The sequence below is a fragment of the Aquiflexum sp. genome (genome assembly GCF_041749095.1).
Taxonomy (GTDB): Bacteria; Bacteroidota; Bacteroidia; order Cytophagales; family Cyclobacteriaceae; genus Aquiflexum.
Genome location: NZ_JBGTCA010000371.1, coordinates 1 through 16,780, shown reverse-complemented (window position 1 = coordinate 16,780; position 16,780 = coordinate 1). Strand labels below are relative to the sequence as shown.

General features: G+C 41.8%; 10 protein-coding genes. 7 read left to right on the top strand and 3 right to left on the bottom strand.

Annotated elements, in window-relative coordinates:
- Positions 1 to 206: 206 nt before the first annotated feature.
- On the bottom strand, positions 207 to 3,518 hold the full coding sequence (locus tag ACEW8O_RS17045; RefSeq protein ID WP_373495832.1) for a VCBS repeat-containing protein: 3,312 nt from the start codon (positions 3,516 to 3,518) through the stop codon (positions 207 to 209).
- A gap of 205 nt (positions 3,519 to 3,723) precedes the next feature.
- Between ACEW8O_RS17045 and ACEW8O_RS17040 the strand changes: the two genes are divergently transcribed.
- The gene (locus ACEW8O_RS17040; RefSeq protein ID WP_373495831.1) at positions 3,724 to 5,250 is read left to right on the top strand and encodes a hypothetical protein; all 1,527 of its coding nucleotides are present in this window, start codon (positions 3,724 to 3,726) and stop codon (positions 5,248 to 5,250) included.
- Positions 5,251 to 5,306: 56 nt separating this feature from the next.
- Here the strand turns inward: ACEW8O_RS17040 and ACEW8O_RS17035 are convergent, their stop codons facing one another.
- Together ACEW8O_RS17035 and ACEW8O_RS17030 are read right to left on the bottom strand one after the other, a co-directional pair.
- Positions 5,307 to 6,911: a SusD/RagB family nutrient-binding outer membrane lipoprotein gene (locus ACEW8O_RS17035; RefSeq protein ID WP_373495830.1), complete on the bottom strand. Its 1,605-nt coding sequence runs from the start codon at positions 6,909 to 6,911 to the stop codon at positions 5,307 to 5,309.
- A gap of 20 nt (positions 6,912 to 6,931) precedes the next feature.
- Positions 6,932 to 10,159 (bottom strand): SusC/RagA family TonB-linked outer membrane protein, encoded by a 3,228-nt coding sequence (locus tag ACEW8O_RS17030; protein WP_373495829.1) that lies wholly within the window; start codon positions 10,157 to 10,159, stop codon positions 6,932 to 6,934.
- 419 nt (positions 10,160 to 10,578) lie between these two features.
- On the opposite strand from ACEW8O_RS17030, the gene ACEW8O_RS17025 reads away from it, so the two are divergent.
- The 6 genes from ACEW8O_RS17025 to ACEW8O_RS17000 all read left to right on the top strand — a co-directional run.
- Positions 10,579 to 11,493, top strand: coding sequence for a sugar phosphate isomerase/epimerase family protein (locus ACEW8O_RS17025; protein WP_373495828.1), 915 nt, complete (start codon positions 10,579 to 10,581; stop codon positions 11,491 to 11,493).
- 2 nt (positions 11,494 to 11,495) lie between these two features.
- On the top strand, positions 11,496 to 12,695 hold the full coding sequence (locus ACEW8O_RS17020; RefSeq protein ID WP_373495827.1) for a Gfo/Idh/MocA family protein: 1,200 nt from the start codon (positions 11,496 to 11,498) through the stop codon (positions 12,693 to 12,695).
- 11 nt (positions 12,696 to 12,706) lie between these two features.
- The gene (locus ACEW8O_RS17015; protein WP_373495826.1) at positions 12,707 to 14,095 is read left to right on the top strand and encodes a Gfo/Idh/MocA family protein; all 1,389 of its coding nucleotides are present in this window, start codon (positions 12,707 to 12,709) and stop codon (positions 14,093 to 14,095) included.
- Positions 14,096 to 14,478: 383 nt separating this feature from the next.
- Positions 14,479 to 14,760: a GNAT family N-acetyltransferase gene (locus ACEW8O_RS17010; RefSeq protein WP_373495825.1), complete on the top strand. Its 282-nt coding sequence runs from the start codon at positions 14,479 to 14,481 to the stop codon at positions 14,758 to 14,760.
- Between the two features lie 74 nt (positions 14,761 to 14,834).
- Positions 14,835 to 16,232, top strand: a complete 1,398-nt coding sequence (locus ACEW8O_RS17005; RefSeq protein WP_373495824.1) for an ATP-binding protein — start codon at positions 14,835 to 14,837, stop codon at positions 16,230 to 16,232.
- Between the two features lie 2 nt (positions 16,233 to 16,234).
- The coding region (locus tag ACEW8O_RS17000; protein ID WP_373495823.1) for a response regulator at positions 16,235 to 16,780 on the top strand (546 nt) is incomplete at its 3' end.

Genomic DNA, 16,780 nt, shown 5'->3' with positions numbered 1-16,780 from the left:
ACGGGACTTTGGCTTAATTCCGAATTTCATAGTCCACGGGTTGAAACCCGTGGCTAAGAAATCGTTCATCCCTACGGGATTATTCCTGATTTCACTGATAATTTCACTAATTCACTCTGAACCAAAGATTGAACAAATCCCTTGTATATCATCCCAATATATTGGACATTATCATGGCTTACATTTTCGCAGATAATCGAATCCTTTCATTTTTTATTCCACAAATAAGCATCCAATCCATGATTATTGACCCCGACAAACAACAGATCCAATCTTCCTGCTTTGATGATTTCCATGGATTTGATATCCCCCATAAAATTGAGTCCTGATTCTTTTTGAGGTACAAACTGAAAATTACCCTTTCCATCACCTTTAAACAACTGACCGAAATTGGAATCCATCACCCCTATCCTCAAACGACTGGAATTCTGATTGCCGCCCAAGATAAAATCAAGATGCCCATCCTGGTCAATATCCAATACAGATATTGCATAAACGGGCGCAAACTGTGCCTGCATGGGCAAAGCATGCGGAATCAGCTTTCCGTTTTTGTTTTCCAAATATATCGTCCGGAGCTCCGTGGCCTGAAGGGTTGATGCCCTGGACAATTGATCTTTGGTGAAAATGTTGCTCAGCTTGGCATCAGAATAGGACTCATAATCTGTGAATTTACTTCTCAGATTATACATCTGATCCAATAATTCATCCCGGCTGGCAAAAGGATATTCAACACCCTGAATGTATTGCGTAAGAATGGGATCGATAGAGCTGTTTCCGTCAAAATCAGCGTAAACCAATTTCATTGGCTCGGATTTACTGGCCCGAAGTTGGGAGTTCAACCCAAAATTGCCAAAGATAAAATCCATGTCCCCATCTCCATCAAAATCGGCCATCGCTATTGTTGACCAAAGGCCCTCTATGGGAGAATCAAAATATTGCGAAGTGGCTTCCTCAAATCTTTTTCCGCCTTTATTCAGGAAAATCCGAATGGGCATATATTCTCCAACTACAATCAGATCCTGTTTACCGTCGCCATCCAAATCGATCCAAGTGGCATCTGTTACCATGCCTCCGAATTCCAATTCAGGAATGATTTCTGAAATCACATCCACAAACTTGCCCGTTCCGTTATTTCTTAACAACAGGCTTTTTGGGCTTTTGGGAAACTGTCCCGGAACTACCCTTCCTCCGACAAACAAATCCAAATGACCATCTCCATCAAAATCCACCACTTTGACACAGGATGCACTGGTCCTGATTTTTGGGAGCGCATCTTCTGATTTGACAAAATTTCCACCTCCCTGATTGATATAAAGTCTGTCCTGAAGGCTTTCGTCATTGGAGAGGTAATCATGGTATCCGCCGCTGGCAATATAAAGATCCATATACCCATTCCCGGTAGCATCGAAAAAGACTGCATCTGCATCTGTGAATTCGTCCTCTTTTGAAAGATCCAGTCCTTGGGATTCTATAAAATGTCCCGTTGATACCTGTGAAAACAACTTTCCGGGCGAACCTTTGGTACCGCCTATAAATAAGTCCGTGAATCCATTGTTATTAATGTCACCCAGAGACATTACAGGTCCGCAGGTAGTCATCATATTCAAAAGTAATGGCTGTCTTTTAAAATCATTGAAGCCGTATTCTTCATGGGTAAATTGTACAGGGGGCTGAATCTGGGTGAAATAGGAGTTTGTGGATATTTGGGTTTCAGCTTTAGGATCAACAGCGTTTCTTTCCTCAGCTACCAATATCTGATTGGATTCCACTTCCTTTATTAATTCCTTCTTTCCGCTTGGCCATTGGATTAGAACCGAATCAGCTTTGATATTTTCGCCCATCCCAACATGGATCCGGTGACTCATGGAAGATTGAAATCCCCTCGTAGGCTGTTGCTCAAAAAACTGTACCTCTCCATTGGTAAAGACAGAGATTTTTGTTCCATATCCAAAAGAGTTCTTACCATCCCCTTTCAAGTCAAACTGTAGATAATTATTTGGCTTATTGTTTCCTACCAGTCTGTTTTTAAAAATACCCGCAGGAGCATTCAGGTTATTGACCACCAAATCAATGTTTCCGTCATTGTCCAAATCTGCAAATGCAGCCCCATTCGAGAAGTTAGGTTGGGAAAATCCCCAATCTTTGCTCTTGTTATTGAATGACAGGTCCCCGTTGTTTTGGAAAATGTAATTGTGGACAGGCGTCGAAGTCATGCTCGTCACCAGAAACAGCGTATCCGCAGGTTCTTTGTCCCTTGCCTTGTTGAAATAATAATCTCCCTTGAACTTCAGAAAATCCCGATTGGTGTAGTCCCTGTAGTACCCATTTGTAATAATGAGATCCTTCCATCCGTCATTGTCCACATCCACAAAAAATGATGCCCAACTCCAATCCGTATTTGATATTCCTGCCAATTGACCGATCTCACTAAAGGTGCCATTGCCATTGTTGAGATGGAGCATATTTCTCATGTTCTGATGGTAAAAGCCTTTCATGACCATCAGTGCATATTGTTCGTAGTTTTCAGGGCCGTAAAGGAGCTTTTGTCTCTTGTTATCCTCTGGCAGCATGTCCAATGTGAAAATATCGGGAAGACCGTCATTGTTGAAATCACTGATATCAGAACCCATGGAAAAATAAGAAATGTGCTGCAGGTAATCCGTCAGGCTTTCGGTGAAGGTACCGTCACCGTTGTTGATATAGAGATAATCCGGCTCGATGTAATCATTGGAGATATAGATGTCCGGAAAACCGTTTCCTGTCAGGTCAGAGACTGCCACTCCAAGTCCAAAACCCATGGAATTGCCCATGATGCCTGCCTCGGCACTTACATCAACAAATTTCCCGCCATCATTCCTGTAGAGCTTGTCTCCTGAATCAGGATTTCTATCCTGCCTGGCATTGTCAAACTCGATTTCATTGATGACTTTGGTATTGTGGTTCAATAGGTACATGTCAAGGTCACCATCTAGATCATAGTCAAAAAACAGCGCCTGAATACTATTGGATGGATCATCCAATCCATAAGAAGCTGCCTCATCAACAAAAGTTCCATCCTTATGATTGACAAACAACTGGTTTCTTCTGGTATTTGGATTTCCTTTTCCTGAATAACAGACATAAATATCCAACCAACCATCCGCATTGATATCCACCATGGTCACACCCGTGGTCCAGGCACTTTTACCTTCTACTTTCGCTTGTTTGGTAATGTCTTTGAATTTGAAATCCCCTTCGTTCAGGTAAAGCTTATTAGGGACCATATTGCCCGTAAAATAAATATCGTCCAGACCATCATTGTTGATGTCCCCGATGGCAACTCCTCCACCGTTATAAAAATATTCATAGGTAAGGATATTGGTACCCTTGCCTTCTGTCAATGTATTTTGGAACCTTATACCTGACTTTCGGGGAGAAATGCTCTCAAAAGTCCCGGTGATTTCAGATTTATCAACCGTATTTAAATCAATTAAATTTAAAGGAAATAGAATGAATAGGGTAATATAAATGAACTTCATGGCTAACGGTATTACAAACAGCCCTTTACAGACAGATGCCAATCTTTATGGCGTGGGGCCATAAATCTAACGCATTAAGACAATATTTACAAAGTCTTTCAAGAGTCTGTTGTTTTTCTAAATTTTTGTAAACACCTTAATTTTGGAAGTAATGAATAAAATTCTGATACATTTATAAAATAGCTCAAACAAACCTTCAATCTTAATGAATATTGATCAAACCAATTACGCATTCCATAGAAGCATTCATCTTTTATTGATCTTTTTATTGGCTGCCACTACAAGCTGCCAGTCAAAAAAAACCTCTGAACTGAAATGGAGTACTGATTTTCCGGTTATTGGTTCCCAGTCATCACCAAGGGCTGTGGATCTGAATGGTGATGGGGTTTTGGACATTGTAATGGGTGCCGGAAAAAATGAGTTTCAATCCAGCAATCAGGGCATTATTGCCATAGATGGTGTGACCGGGGAAATTATTTGGCAACATGAGGCCGAAGATCAGGTTTATGGTTCTGCCACATTTTTGGATGTCAATGATGATGGCATTCCGGATGTTTTTATAGGTGGCCGGTCTCCACACTTCAGGGCAATTGATGGAAAAACCGGAGAGTTGATCTGGAAATACGAATACCAATATGAAGACCATCCGATCCTTCAATGTGCCAGATTCAACTTCAACAACAGTGTGTTAGTACCCGATCAAAACGGAGATGGATTGCCTGATTTGTTGACCGTTAACGGAGGCAATGCCGAGGCAGATCCTTACAAGATGGAAAACCGGTTTCCCGGTGTTTTGATGCTGATGGATTCAAAAACCGGTGAAATTATGGCTGCTGACACCATGCCGGATGGCAAGGAATCATATATGTCTCCTTTGACGTTTCCGCAACCGGGAAGTGATGAGCACTATATTCTATTCGGATCAGGTGGTGAAACATTCAGTGGAAATCTGTACTTGGGAAAACTTTCTGATTTAACGGATCAGAAACTTTCCAACGCCACAATCATTGCCTCAGAAACCGGACAAGGGTTTATTGCACCGCCTGTGCTGGCTGATATCAATCAGGATGGGTATTTGGACATCATTGCCATTTCCCATGCGAGTTCTGTTTTCGCTGTTGATGGTAAAAACCTGGATCTGATCTGGCAAAACAAAATTGAAGGGACAGAATGCAGCAACAGTTTTGCGGTAGGTTACTTCAACAAAGATGACATTCCTGATTTTTTCACATTTGTCAGCAAAGGTCAATGGCCACAAAACACCGGTTCACTTCAGGTCATGTTGGATGGAAAAAGCGGTGAAATTGCATATTTGGATTCCTTGGGATGTACCGGGTTTTCCTCACCTGTGGCTTATGATCTTAACAAAGATGGCATAGATGAGGCAATCATCAGCATCAATGAATTTGATTGCAGCAGGGATATCGGAGATCAATCTTCTTTTCCCATTGAAAATAAATTACTGGCGATTGATTTCAATGACCGGAAAAAATGGATGATCGATCAGGCCAAGCAATACAAGAATGTATTTTCTACGCCTTGGATAGGTGACTTGGATCAGGACGGGTATCTGGATATCATTTATTGTCAATATTACAACCATTCTGATATATTGTCATTTTTAGGAATGCGGATCAGAAGAATAGACACCCATATCAAAATCAAAGATCCTCCACTTTGGGGGGCTTATATGGGAACGGGTGGAAATGGAATATTTCATGGAAAAAAATAAAACCGGGATATTTCCCGGTTTTATTTTTAATCTAAAATTCTGAATTGTTATTTAAATCAATTTCCTCCATCCCACCATACTCTGGTCATAAAGAAATCAGGAAGTGTAGCTCCCTCTTGGAAGTTGGCATTGGAAGCAACTTCTGCTGCAGGATATCTCAGCTTTCTCATAATCTGACCTTGGGTAACATTTGCAGGGTGGTTGGTCGGTGTCAATACAGGAAAACCTGTTCTTCTCCAATCAGACCAAGCTTCCCACCAATTCATGAACTTGCTTGCCCACATTTGGTCTCCGATCATTTCCAAAGCCGGTTTTCCTACACCATAAGGATTTCTGGCCAAATAGGCATCTACTTGGGCATCGGTGACTACGAATGATTCATCAAACGGGGTGTACATCTGCATAGCAGCCCGAACACCGGCATTGTAATGGGCAGCAGCTGTACCTGTGATTCCGGAACCTATGCCTCTCTCCAAGGCTTCCGCCATTAGAAAATGTGATTCTGCTGCATTCATCATTAGGTAGGGAGAACCTCTTTTCAACATAAGGTGATTAATTCTGGAGAAAGTAGTTTGTTGGTTAACTGGCCCTCCTTCCATTAATTCCAAACCCGCTTCATCAAAGCCATTAGGCATACCTCTTTGTTCCAAAGGATTGGTATTGATAGGAGTCCACGCAACTGCTGACCAGGTTGCGATCCCTCCACTGATGATCATCAGTCTTGGATCCACCTCATTAGGAGCAGTAGCTCCGGCTTTCAACCAGTCGACGAAAGTTTTACTCAGATAGCCGGGCTGTCCCCCATCACCTGGAAAGAATGCCCTAGAGATTCCGTTTTGGTTTATCCAAAGACTTGGACCTTCTGACATAGGGACCCAGAAATTGTCTGCATTTGTCATCATCACTCCTCCTGCTATGGCTTTGGTCACATACTCATTTGCCAATTGTGGGGCAACATTGGAAACCCGCATGGCAAGACGCAACATAAGCGAATATCCGAATTTTTTCCATTTGGCAACATCACCTTTGAATACAAGATCTGCTCTGGCAAATCCCTGATCCGGATTGGAGGTACTCAGTCCCGCTGTAGCTTCTTCCAGTACCTTCAACATTGCCGGATAAATCTCAGACTGCTTGTCATATTCAGGAAAAAACACACCATTCATTCCCTGCAAAGCATTGAAATAAGGAATATTGCCATAAAAATCTGTAAGTCTATGGAAATTCAGAATAGTCATAATTCTTGCTGCATGTCTGGTATTCTGCTTATTCCCTTCGTCATATCCTCCTGGGCCGGTCTGCTTGATCACTTCTGATAAATTTTTCAATGCATCACCATAGAAGAATTCAAATGGGGCTTGATTGGATTCGAAATTTTCGGTGTATTTGTCACCAGGTGCTATTCCTCCCCCTGCATTCGCAAGCTGCTGAATCAGGTAGGCAGTCATACCGATATTGGTCCGCCAATCTATAAACCTGTTATCCCCGGCAGACCCACCGGAGGCAGTACCTATTTGTCCGGCAGTAAACATGAAATTCAGGTCAATTTGGTTGACAGCCTGAGGATTGATATTCAGATCATGTAACTCTTGTGTATCGCATCCCATCATCGCTATACTCATAGCCATGATCGTTATCATTATTTTATTTATAATTTTCATAATATGATATCGGTTTTTGGTTAAAATCCTGCCCTAAGGTTAAATCCGAAAGTTCTTGTCTGTGGCATACCAAAGTAATCCAGACCTTGTCCGTTTCCTGAAGAATATGCGGATTCAGGATCTATGTTTTCCACATTTTTCCACAGAATCGAAAGATTTCTACCCACGAATGAAAGGTTTAGCGTTGTCAATGGTGTTTTGTCCAGGATCCTTCTTGGAAAATTGTAACCAAAGACAATTTGTCTCAACTTGGCAAATGAGCCGTCATAAACAAAGTGATCCTGCACCCTATTTCCCATTTGGTTCCAATAATTATTGGCTTCTCCCGCAGATAGTGTCTTGCTGAATGCCTCATAAATAGGTGCTCCATTGGAATCGGTACCGGCCTGGACAACTCCCGAAACTGTCAGAGGTGCTTCCCCTGCCCTTCCTTGAAGTGATTGTTTATGAAGTCCCCATTGTGTCAATCTCACATTGGTACCGGAATAAATATCTCCACCTAATCTGAAATCAATTAATGCCGAGAGATTAAATCCTTTCCAGGTAATACTGTTGTTGATACCTCCGGTCCAATCAGGAATACCGTTACCGATTATTTCCATCCTATCCGATTGGACAGGTGCGCCATTTGGTTCAAAGACCGGCTGTCCATCAGGAGAGCGTTTTTGTACCCATCCTGCCAAAACACCAAATGGATGTCCGGTCCTGTGCTGTACAAATACGGTCCTTGTTCTAGGTTCTTCCACGTTTAGAAGATCATTTCCCGGAATCAGTGCTTTTACTTCATTCCTGTTTCTGGCAAGATTGAGGGAAACATCCCATCTGAATTCAGACCTTTGAATAGGTGTTCCCGTCAATAGGATTTCAACACCTCTATTCTCCATTTCACCCAGATTGACCAAGGTTGAACCAAATCCGGATGATCTTGAAACCTGAGCATTCAATTGGTCATCAGTACTTCTCTGACGGTACATGGTAAAATCCAGTCCCAATCTGTTCTGGAAGAACCTAACATCAAAACCGGCCTCAACCTCAGTGGACAACAATGGTCTCAGGGATTTATTTGGGATGGTACCCCCAGCTCCCTGGGCTGTGGCAAATGAGGCCATGGCTACCTGATTTCCATCAAATCCAATAGCAGGAGCTCCAAGTAACGAGTATACATTTGCTATCTGGTATGCTCCAACTGTAGCGTTACCAACCTGTGCCCAAGATGCCCTTACCTTTCCAAAACTTAACCACGAAGGCAGTTCATTTATCGCATCGGAAAATACAAAACTACCCCCAATGGAAGGATATGTAATATCATTGAACTCAGGATCCAAGACTGAGAACCAATCAGTTCTGCCTGTAGCGGTTAAGAACAGGATGTTTTTATAACTGAATTCTGCTGAGGCAAAAACTGAATTGATACCCGATGCCCCAAATCCATATCCAAAGTTTCTGGTGACTGTATTATTGATGGCATGGAAGAAAGGAACATTGAATCCCTGGCCATTGGCAGAAATCGATTCATCCTGTCTCCGCATTCTGTTGGCTCCCAAAAAGGCATTGACCCCAAAGTCACCAAATGTCCGGCTATATCCCAAGATTGCCTCCAAATTAATCTCACTCACATTTCTTGTGCCTTCAGTCAAGGTTCCGCCCCTTTGGAAACCAGTGCCTTGGGGGGTTAAATTGGTGCCTCTTCTAACAAACCAATCCATACCGGCCCTTCCGGATATATATAAATGATCTGTGATATCATATCTTAAACTACCTGTTGTCAAAATCCGGTCCCTTACATCATTGTTTGATATCTGATATGCAGAGAAGTACGGATTCTGTCCCCATGGATTGTTCACCATTAGGTATTCCTCTCTTTCTGCAAAACCCCAAGTGCTCAATAATGCAGGGTCAGTTCCGACAGGAATGGTACCCAACCTGTTTGGATCACCTTTGCCCCATTCCACATTTACATTTGGTGGCAAAGCAAAAATGGACTGGAAGGCATTTCCAGGTGAATCAGATAATCTCGGCCTGTTTTGGGTCCTTTCATTGGAATATAAAATCTTGGCATCAAAAGTCAGTCTTTTTCCAAATTTACCATTGGTGGACATGGATACGTTCAACCTGTCAAAACCGGCATTTGGTACCACTGAGGTACTTCTTAGGTCAGTCATGTTGAACCTGAAATTCTGATTTTCTCCACCACCTGCCAAGGATAAACTATTGGTGACTGCAGTACCGGTCTGATAGAACCGATCCCAGTTATCACCTGCATGGACATATGGTCTTTGCACTCCATCAAAATGCATGGAAGTACCACTTCCCAATCTTTCACCCCAAGCCTGTGTTCCCCAATTATATCCCTGTTGCACCGTCGTTGGTCTGACTGCGGCACCGGTAAGCTGATCCCCTTGGAAACGTCCTGAACCGAAGGTAGTCTGCAGGTCAGTTTGGTTGTTGATCCTCTCAAATACGGTATTGGTATTGAATTCTACTCCTATTCCTTTTCTTTTGGTACCTCTTTTGGTAGTGATCAAAATCACACCATTTCCTGCCCTTGCACCGTACAATGCTGCGGCACTTGCACCTTTCAATACGGTCATGGATTCGATATCATCAGGGTTGATGGATGTCATGCCATCACCTCCATCGGAACCGCCCCAAACACCGGCCTGTCCAAAGTTGGTGTTATCCATCGGAATACCATCCACCACATATAGCGGTTGGTTATTTCCCTGAAGGGAGGTATTTCCACGGATGATTACCCTGGAAGAACCTGCCGGACCGGAAGCCACATTGGTCACATTCACACCGGCGACCCTACCTGCAAGTTGATTGGCAATGTTGTTTTCCCTTGCATCGGTAAACTCCTCACCTCTCACAGTTGTGACAGAGTACTGCAGGGCTCTGACATTCCGTTCAATACCAAGGGCGGTTACTACAATCTCCCCGAGTTCAGAAGCATCCTCTGTAAGGGTCACATTGATTACAGATTGATTTCCGACTCTGATTTCCCTTGTTGCAAATCCAATATAGGAATACACCAAAGTCGTCTCAGGACCGGATACATTTAAGGTATAGTTTCCATCAAGATCTGTTGCAACGCCCGTTGACGAACCTTTGATAATAACGGAAACTCCGGGAAGTGTACTTCCATCTACTGAATTGGTGACAGTACCCCTTACTGTCTGTGCCGATGCCGGACTTATCGTCCAACTCATCAGCACAAAACCACTAATTATTAGTAATAAGTTTCTCATAAATAATTTAGTTTTAGGTTTATTGATCAATTAATATATATATAATCAATCCCATATTGGGACGTAGTTTCATAGTTAATTTAAACTTCCTCAGCTTTAAAAATAAAATTTTTTAATTCTTATAAATAACCGATGAATCCAAAGTTCTCTTTAGATAAAACGATTTATCAACCCTCCAAATTTTTTTTTCGCGATGAAATTTAAAATTTAATTTCTAAAAAAAAAACTTGAAGTCTATTTAATAAAATAAAAAAATCAAAAATCTAAAACAATCCTATAGAAGAAGAAGATACTATATTCTTTTAATATATTAGTTTTAAAACTTTAATTTAACTGCTGTTCAAATACATTTTTCTATTTCCAAAAATAGTAGATAAATTAAGCCTTTAATGACTAAAGTTTATCTCTAAATAATGGCCATGAAAAGACGGGGTTTTATGGGGCTACTTCCCCTAACCATATTGGTGACTTCAAGCAATAAATTTAAATTGATCGGTGAAGATTCATTGCCGATTTCGGCCAACGAATATAATTGGATTACTTTTTATAACCGATCAGGCAAAACTTGGGGAGAGAATTGGGATGCATGTCTGTATGAATTTGCAAAAACCGGGATCCAAGGTTTTGAACCATCCCTTAAAAACTCAGCTCATTTACAGGAATTGATCCCCTATCTCGATAAATACAAAATCCAACTTCCCTCCTTTTATGTCGGAAGCTTGATGCATGAAGAAGATGAGGCAAATAAATCCATTGATAACATTTTAGAAATAGCAGGAAAGGCAAAAAAATTAGGCACCAAAATTATCGTAACAAATCCCAATCCTATTCAATGGGGTGGCGGTCCATTGAAAAACGATGATCAGCTATATTGCCAAAGCTCGCATTTGGATCAATTGGGAAAAGAAATCAGCAATATGGGAATGAAACTGGCTTACCATACCCATGATGTTGAGCTTAGAGCAGGTGCCAGGGAATTTCATCATGTTTTACAGAATACACATCCGGAAAATCTGCATTTCTGCATGGACGTCCATTGGGTATATCGTGGTTCTGAAAATTCACAATGGGCTGTATTTGATACACTTAAAATGTATGGGAAAAGAATTGTATCTTTTCACCTGAGACAATCCAAAAATGGTATCTGGACTGACACCTTTAATCCACATGGAGACATTGATTATGTACGGTTTGCAGCAGAAGTTAAGAAAATGGGGATTAATGCCCATTTGGTTATAGAACAATGTTTAGAAGAAAAATCAATCCAACAATATGATGTGGTAAAAGCGCATCAGATCAATTTAAAAGAAGTCCAAAACATATTTAAAGCTTAACTATGGTAAATATATGTATCCTCGGCGGAGGCTTTATCGGGAGATTTTATGCTGAATCACTCATTGGCAGACGTGGTAAGGATCAAGTCAAGGTAGTCTATGCCCGACGGGAAGAAACCGCCAAAAGGTTTGCAACAGATTATAATGTGGATCATTATACCACTGATATGGATGCCGCTGTGAGCAATCCAGAAACCGACATGGTCGTCATTGCACTTCCCAATTATGTTCATGAGGAAGCTGTGATGCTTTGTGTAAAACATAAAAAACCTGTTTTGTGTACCAAGCCTCTTGGGAGAACTGCTGAAGAGGCGTTGCGGATGACTTTGGCCTGTGAGGAAGCAGGGATTTTTGCGGGATATCTGGAAGATTTATGTTACACCCCAAAATTCCTGAAATCTATAAAAAGTGTGGAATCGGGAGCAATAGGCCGGATATTATGGGCCAAATCCAGAGAAACCCATCCCGGTCCACACTCAGATTGGTTTTGGGATTTGGAAAAAGCAGGAGGTGGTGCTATTGTGGATTTGGGCTGCCATTGCATTGAAATCGCCCGAAACTTCATAGGAAAAGATGTCTTGCCTGTTGAGGTCATGTGCTGGGCTGATACCCAGGTCAAGCCAATTGATGCCGAAGACCATGCCATTGGTTTGGTCAAATATGAAAATGGTGCCATCGGCCAATTTGAAGTATCTTGGACGTTCCGCGGGGGAATGGATCTGCGCGATGAGGTCATGGGCACCGAAGGGACTATATGGATCAATTCTTTTTTGCGTACCGGTTTTGAAATGTTCACCAGTGGTGCGGGAACGGATTATGTGGCTGAAAAATCAGAGTCATCCTCAGGTTGGCTTTTCCCTGTGGGAGATGAAGCCCATGAACTGGGTTATCCAAACATGTTCATAGATATGTTTGAATCTTTTGAAAATGGAACACAGCCTAGGGAAACCTTCTATGATGGCTATGTGGTCAATGCAATCATCGATGCCGCCTATAAATCTGCAAAAACAAAGTTGTGGGAGCCTGTCCAACTTCCTATATGGAGGGGAAAAAGAGGAATAACAAAACCCTCTGTGTATCAGGAATATGATTCCGATCATTGGTTGATCAAAGAGGAGACACTACCTAATCAGGATAAGAAAGTGATCATTAAAAACAAAAAGACCGGGGAAATATCAGAAAAATTGAAAATGAATCAATAAAAAAAGGTGCCATGAAAAACAATAGAAGAAAATTTCTAAAAAAAGTAGGTGGAAGCTTGGCTTTGGCCGGATTGGGAACAAGTCTGGAAGCTAAGGCAAATGAAAATGTAGTTTCATTAATATCAAACACAAAAGTAAGTGCCAACGACCGGATCAAAATCGGTCTGATCGGTGCCGGAATTATTGGACATTATGATACCGATACCGCATTGAAAGTCGATGGGGTGGAACTGGCAGGAGCTTGTGATCTTTACAAGGGCCGTTTGGAATATGCAAAAGAAAAGTGGGGCAAGGATTTATATACCACCATGGATTACCGTGAATTGTTGGCAAAACCCGATATCGATGCAGTCCTGATCTGCACGCCTGATCATTGGCATGAGAAAATGGCCATTGATGCCATGAGAGCCGGAAAACATGTCTATTGCGAAAAACCCATGATCCAGAATATCAATCAGGGACATGCCATCATCCAAACCCAAAAAGATACCGGAAAGGTGTTTCAGGTAGGAAGCCAAAGGGCGAGTTCGGTAGCCATATTGGAAGCAAAAAAGGTTCTTGAATCCGGTATCATCGGTGATCTCACCTATATGCAGGCATTTTGTGACAGGACTGATACCATGGGTGCCTGGAACTATTCAATACCCACAGATGCCTCACCTTCTACGGTGGACTTTGATACTTTTTTGGGAAATGCCCCAAAGGTGCCATTTGATGCTACACGCTTTTTTCGGTGGAGAAATTTCACGGATTATGGAACCGGGGCAGCCGGGGATCTGATCGTTCATTTGTTGACCGGTATCCATATCATCACGGATTCTTATGGCCCAAATAAGATTTACAGTATCGGGGAATTGAAATATTGGAAAGATGGCAGGGAAGCCTACGATTTGATCAATGCCATGATGAGCTATCCCAAATCAGATCAACATGATTCTTTCCAGGTTTATACAAGAGTGAATTTGTGCGATGGAAGTGGGAGAGGAGGATTTGGTCTGAAAATTTATGGAACAGATGGATTAATAGACATTGGCTGGAATGATTTCAAAGTAACAACTTTGAAACGAAGTGTCGCCCCGGGATTCGGTGGATATGATTCCTACACCAGCTTTTCAAAAGACCAAAAAGAAGAATTCAAAAAATGGTACCAATCAACTTATGGTGACGCCAAGGCAGGATATGAAATGGGTAAAGAGACCCAATTCAATGCCCCAAAAGGATATGATGACCGCTTGGATCATATGATTGTCTTTTTCAACGGAATCCGGTCGGGAAGTCCAATTCCTGAAGATGCATCATTTGGATTAAGATCTGCCGCGCCTTCCCTGGCCTGTAACCTAAGTATTGACCTCGACAAACCAATACTGTGGGATCCTGTTCAAATGAAGGTTTTGGGATAGGGAAAAGACGGGAGACGGAAGACGGGAGACAGGTTACGATTAACCTTTGGGGTTTTTAAAACCCTGAAGGTTACTAATGACATGAATACCAATGACAGATTTAGAAACTGCCCCTCGGCAAGCTCGGGGAACGGGTGTTTGCTTAATTGAGGTGGGGGGATGGGAAAAGCGGCGGCGCCGATTTTCCCATCCCCCACCTCCCCAAAATGCAAGCCCGGTGGCCGATCCCCCCGATAGCAATCGGGGCTATCGTGGACGAGGCCCATTCAATTTGATCTCAATGCCATTATATTTTCTAAACATTTCCAAAATGTTAATTACTCGGGGTGACAAGGTTGAATCTTGAAATTGATTACTATCACTAAACTAAATACCCAATATCCATGGAAATCAAACATCAGGAAGATGATAAAAAAGGCTATTTCTATATTGAAATAGAAGGTAAAAGAAAAGCCAAAATGGTGTACTCCAAAGCAGGGGCAAGTTTATTGATCATCGAACACACAGAAGTCTCTGATGAACTCCGTGGGACAGGTTGGGGCAACAAGCTTGTCTTGGCGGCAGTAGAACTGGCAAGATCCCAAAACAAAAAAATCCTCCCCCTATGCCCTTTTGCCAAATCAGTTTTTCAAAAACAACCTGAGATTAAGGATGTCCTGAAATAATCTGCAAAACATTACTATAAATTAGAAAAAATCATCGTAACAACTTTCTTGATTTCTTCTTATCTTTCTGTATGATGAAAAATGCAGAAATTTTTAAAGCACTCAAGTCTTTCGAAATTTTTAAGGATATTCCTGATCATCAGCTTCATTGGCTCATTGATAAAGGAGAAGTCAGGACTTTGGAGGTTGGTCATCCGATATTCCTTCCCGGTGACCCCATAGACAATACTCTGATCATTCTCAAAGGAGAATTTCGGTTTTTTGCCATTTCCGGAGAGCAGGAGAGAGAAATCGGAACAAAAGTTTCCGGTGAAGTATCGGGATTCCTGCCATTTTCCAGAGGAAAGATTGCTTCAGGTAAAGGAAAAGTCATTGAGGAAGCCACCATTCTTTTTTTGCACAGATCATATGAAAAAGAAATGCTAAGGGAGCATTATGAACTCAGTCAGGCATTGGTCCATGAAATGACTTCCCGCGTCAGGGAATTTACCAACTTTCAGAAACAGACTGAAAAAATGGCTGCTCTGGGAAAACTATCCGCAGGCCTGGCCCACGAGCTTAACAATCCCGCTTCTGCGATTTTAAGGAGTTCTCTCGAACTTAAAAAGCACCTGGCTCATCAGCCTGAAAAGTTTAAAAAAGTGATCAAAATAAAATTGACAGATGAAACCATAGACCGGATCAATGATTTGCTTTTTGAAAAAATAACCAATCATTCAGGTCACAAAACCCTTATCCAGAGAAAAGAACTTGAAGATAATCTCGGCTATTTGCTGGAAGACTTTGAAGTAGAATGTGCATTTGAACTGGCTGAAGATCTGGCCGATTTTGGATTTGAGGAAAAAGACCTTCATCAATTGGCAAGTATGGTCACCAAAGAAGATTTTGGTCCTGTATTACATTGGATGGGCGATAATTTGATGATAGAAAAGATGGTCAATGACATTCAGGAATCTTCGGAGAGGATTTCCAAACTTGTAAAATCTGTCAAAGTATATACCCACATGGACCAATCTCCAGAGAAAAAAAGAATCGATATTCATGAAGGTATTGTCAATACGCTCAATATCCTGAACCACAAAATAAAAAGCAACAATACCGAGGTAATACAGGATTTTGATCATTCAATTCCTCCTCTCCTATTGCATGTTTCCGAAATAAACCAAGTCTGGACCAATTTGATTGACAATGCACTGGATGCTGTCTCAGAGGTAGAAAACCCCAAAATCACCATCAAAACATGGCAACAAAACAATGAGGTGAAGATCTGCATGATCGACAATGGCAAAGGGATACCACCGGAAATTGCATCAAGGATCTGGGAGCCTTTTTTCACCACCAAATCAATGGGCAATGGAACCGGATTGGGGCTTGAGCTGGTTATGAATATCGTCGAAAGACATCAGGGAAACATCAAAATGAAATCACAACCGGGAAGCACAACCTTTGAAATCTGCCTACCAATTGAATAATTATGTCACAGCCCATTATTTTTTCCATTGATGATGATCCTCAGGTCCTCAGAGCAATCACCAGAGATCTTAGAAACCGATATAGAGGTGATTACAGAATTCTCAACACCATTTCCGCCAAGGAAGCATTGGAAAGCCTGATTACGCTTAAAAACCAAGGTGAAACTGTGGCACTCTTTCTCTCCGACAACCGTATGCCCGAAATGCAGGGTGTCGAGTTTTTGGAAAAAGCAAAGGAAGTTTTTCCTGAAGCTAAGCGGGTCCTACTGACAGCATATTCTGATACGGAGGCCGCCATTAAGGCCATCAATGATGTACAATTGGATTATTACCTGCTCAAGCCTTGGGACCCGCCCGAGGAAAGACTTTATCCGGTTCTCAATGACCTGCTGGAAGAATGGGAACAATCTTACGTTCCCGAATTCAAAGGACTAAAATTAGTTGGGTATCAATTCTCCCCCAAATCACATCAGCTCAAAGATTTCCTTTCCGGCAATCTGTTTCCATTCAAATGGTATGATTACCAGAACAACGAGGAAGCTAAATCT

What these genes read in the sequence shown, in the direction of transcription:
- ACEW8O_RS17030 (WP_373495829.1), bottom strand. Translation starts at nt 10,159, where the DNA reads ATGAGAAACTTATTACTAATAATTAGTGGTTTTGTGCTGATGAGTTGG.
- ACEW8O_RS17045 (WP_373495832.1), bottom strand. Translation starts at nt 3,518, where the DNA reads ATGAAGTTCATTTATATTACCCTATTCATTCTATTTCCTTTAAATTTA.
- ACEW8O_RS17010 (WP_373495825.1), top strand. Translation starts at nt 14,479, where the DNA reads ATGGAAATCAAACATCAGGAAGATGATAAAAAAGGCTATTTCTATATT.
- ACEW8O_RS17035 (WP_373495830.1), bottom strand. Translation starts at nt 6,911, where the DNA reads ATGAAAATTATAAATAAAATAATGATAACGATCATGGCTATGAGTATA.
- ACEW8O_RS17015 (WP_373495826.1), top strand. Translation starts at nt 12,707, where the DNA reads ATGAAAAACAATAGAAGAAAATTTCTAAAAAAAGTAGGTGGAAGCTTG.
- ACEW8O_RS17020 (WP_373495827.1), top strand. Translation starts at nt 11,496, where the DNA reads ATGGTAAATATATGTATCCTCGGCGGAGGCTTTATCGGGAGATTTTAT.
- ACEW8O_RS17040 (WP_373495831.1), top strand. Translation starts at nt 3,724, where the DNA reads ATGAATATTGATCAAACCAATTACGCATTCCATAGAAGCATTCATCTT.
- ACEW8O_RS17025 (WP_373495828.1), top strand. Translation starts at nt 10,579, where the DNA reads ATGAAAAGACGGGGTTTTATGGGGCTACTTCCCCTAACCATATTGGTG.
- ACEW8O_RS17005 (WP_373495824.1), top strand. Translation starts at nt 14,835, where the DNA reads ATGAAAAATGCAGAAATTTTTAAAGCACTCAAGTCTTTCGAAATTTTT.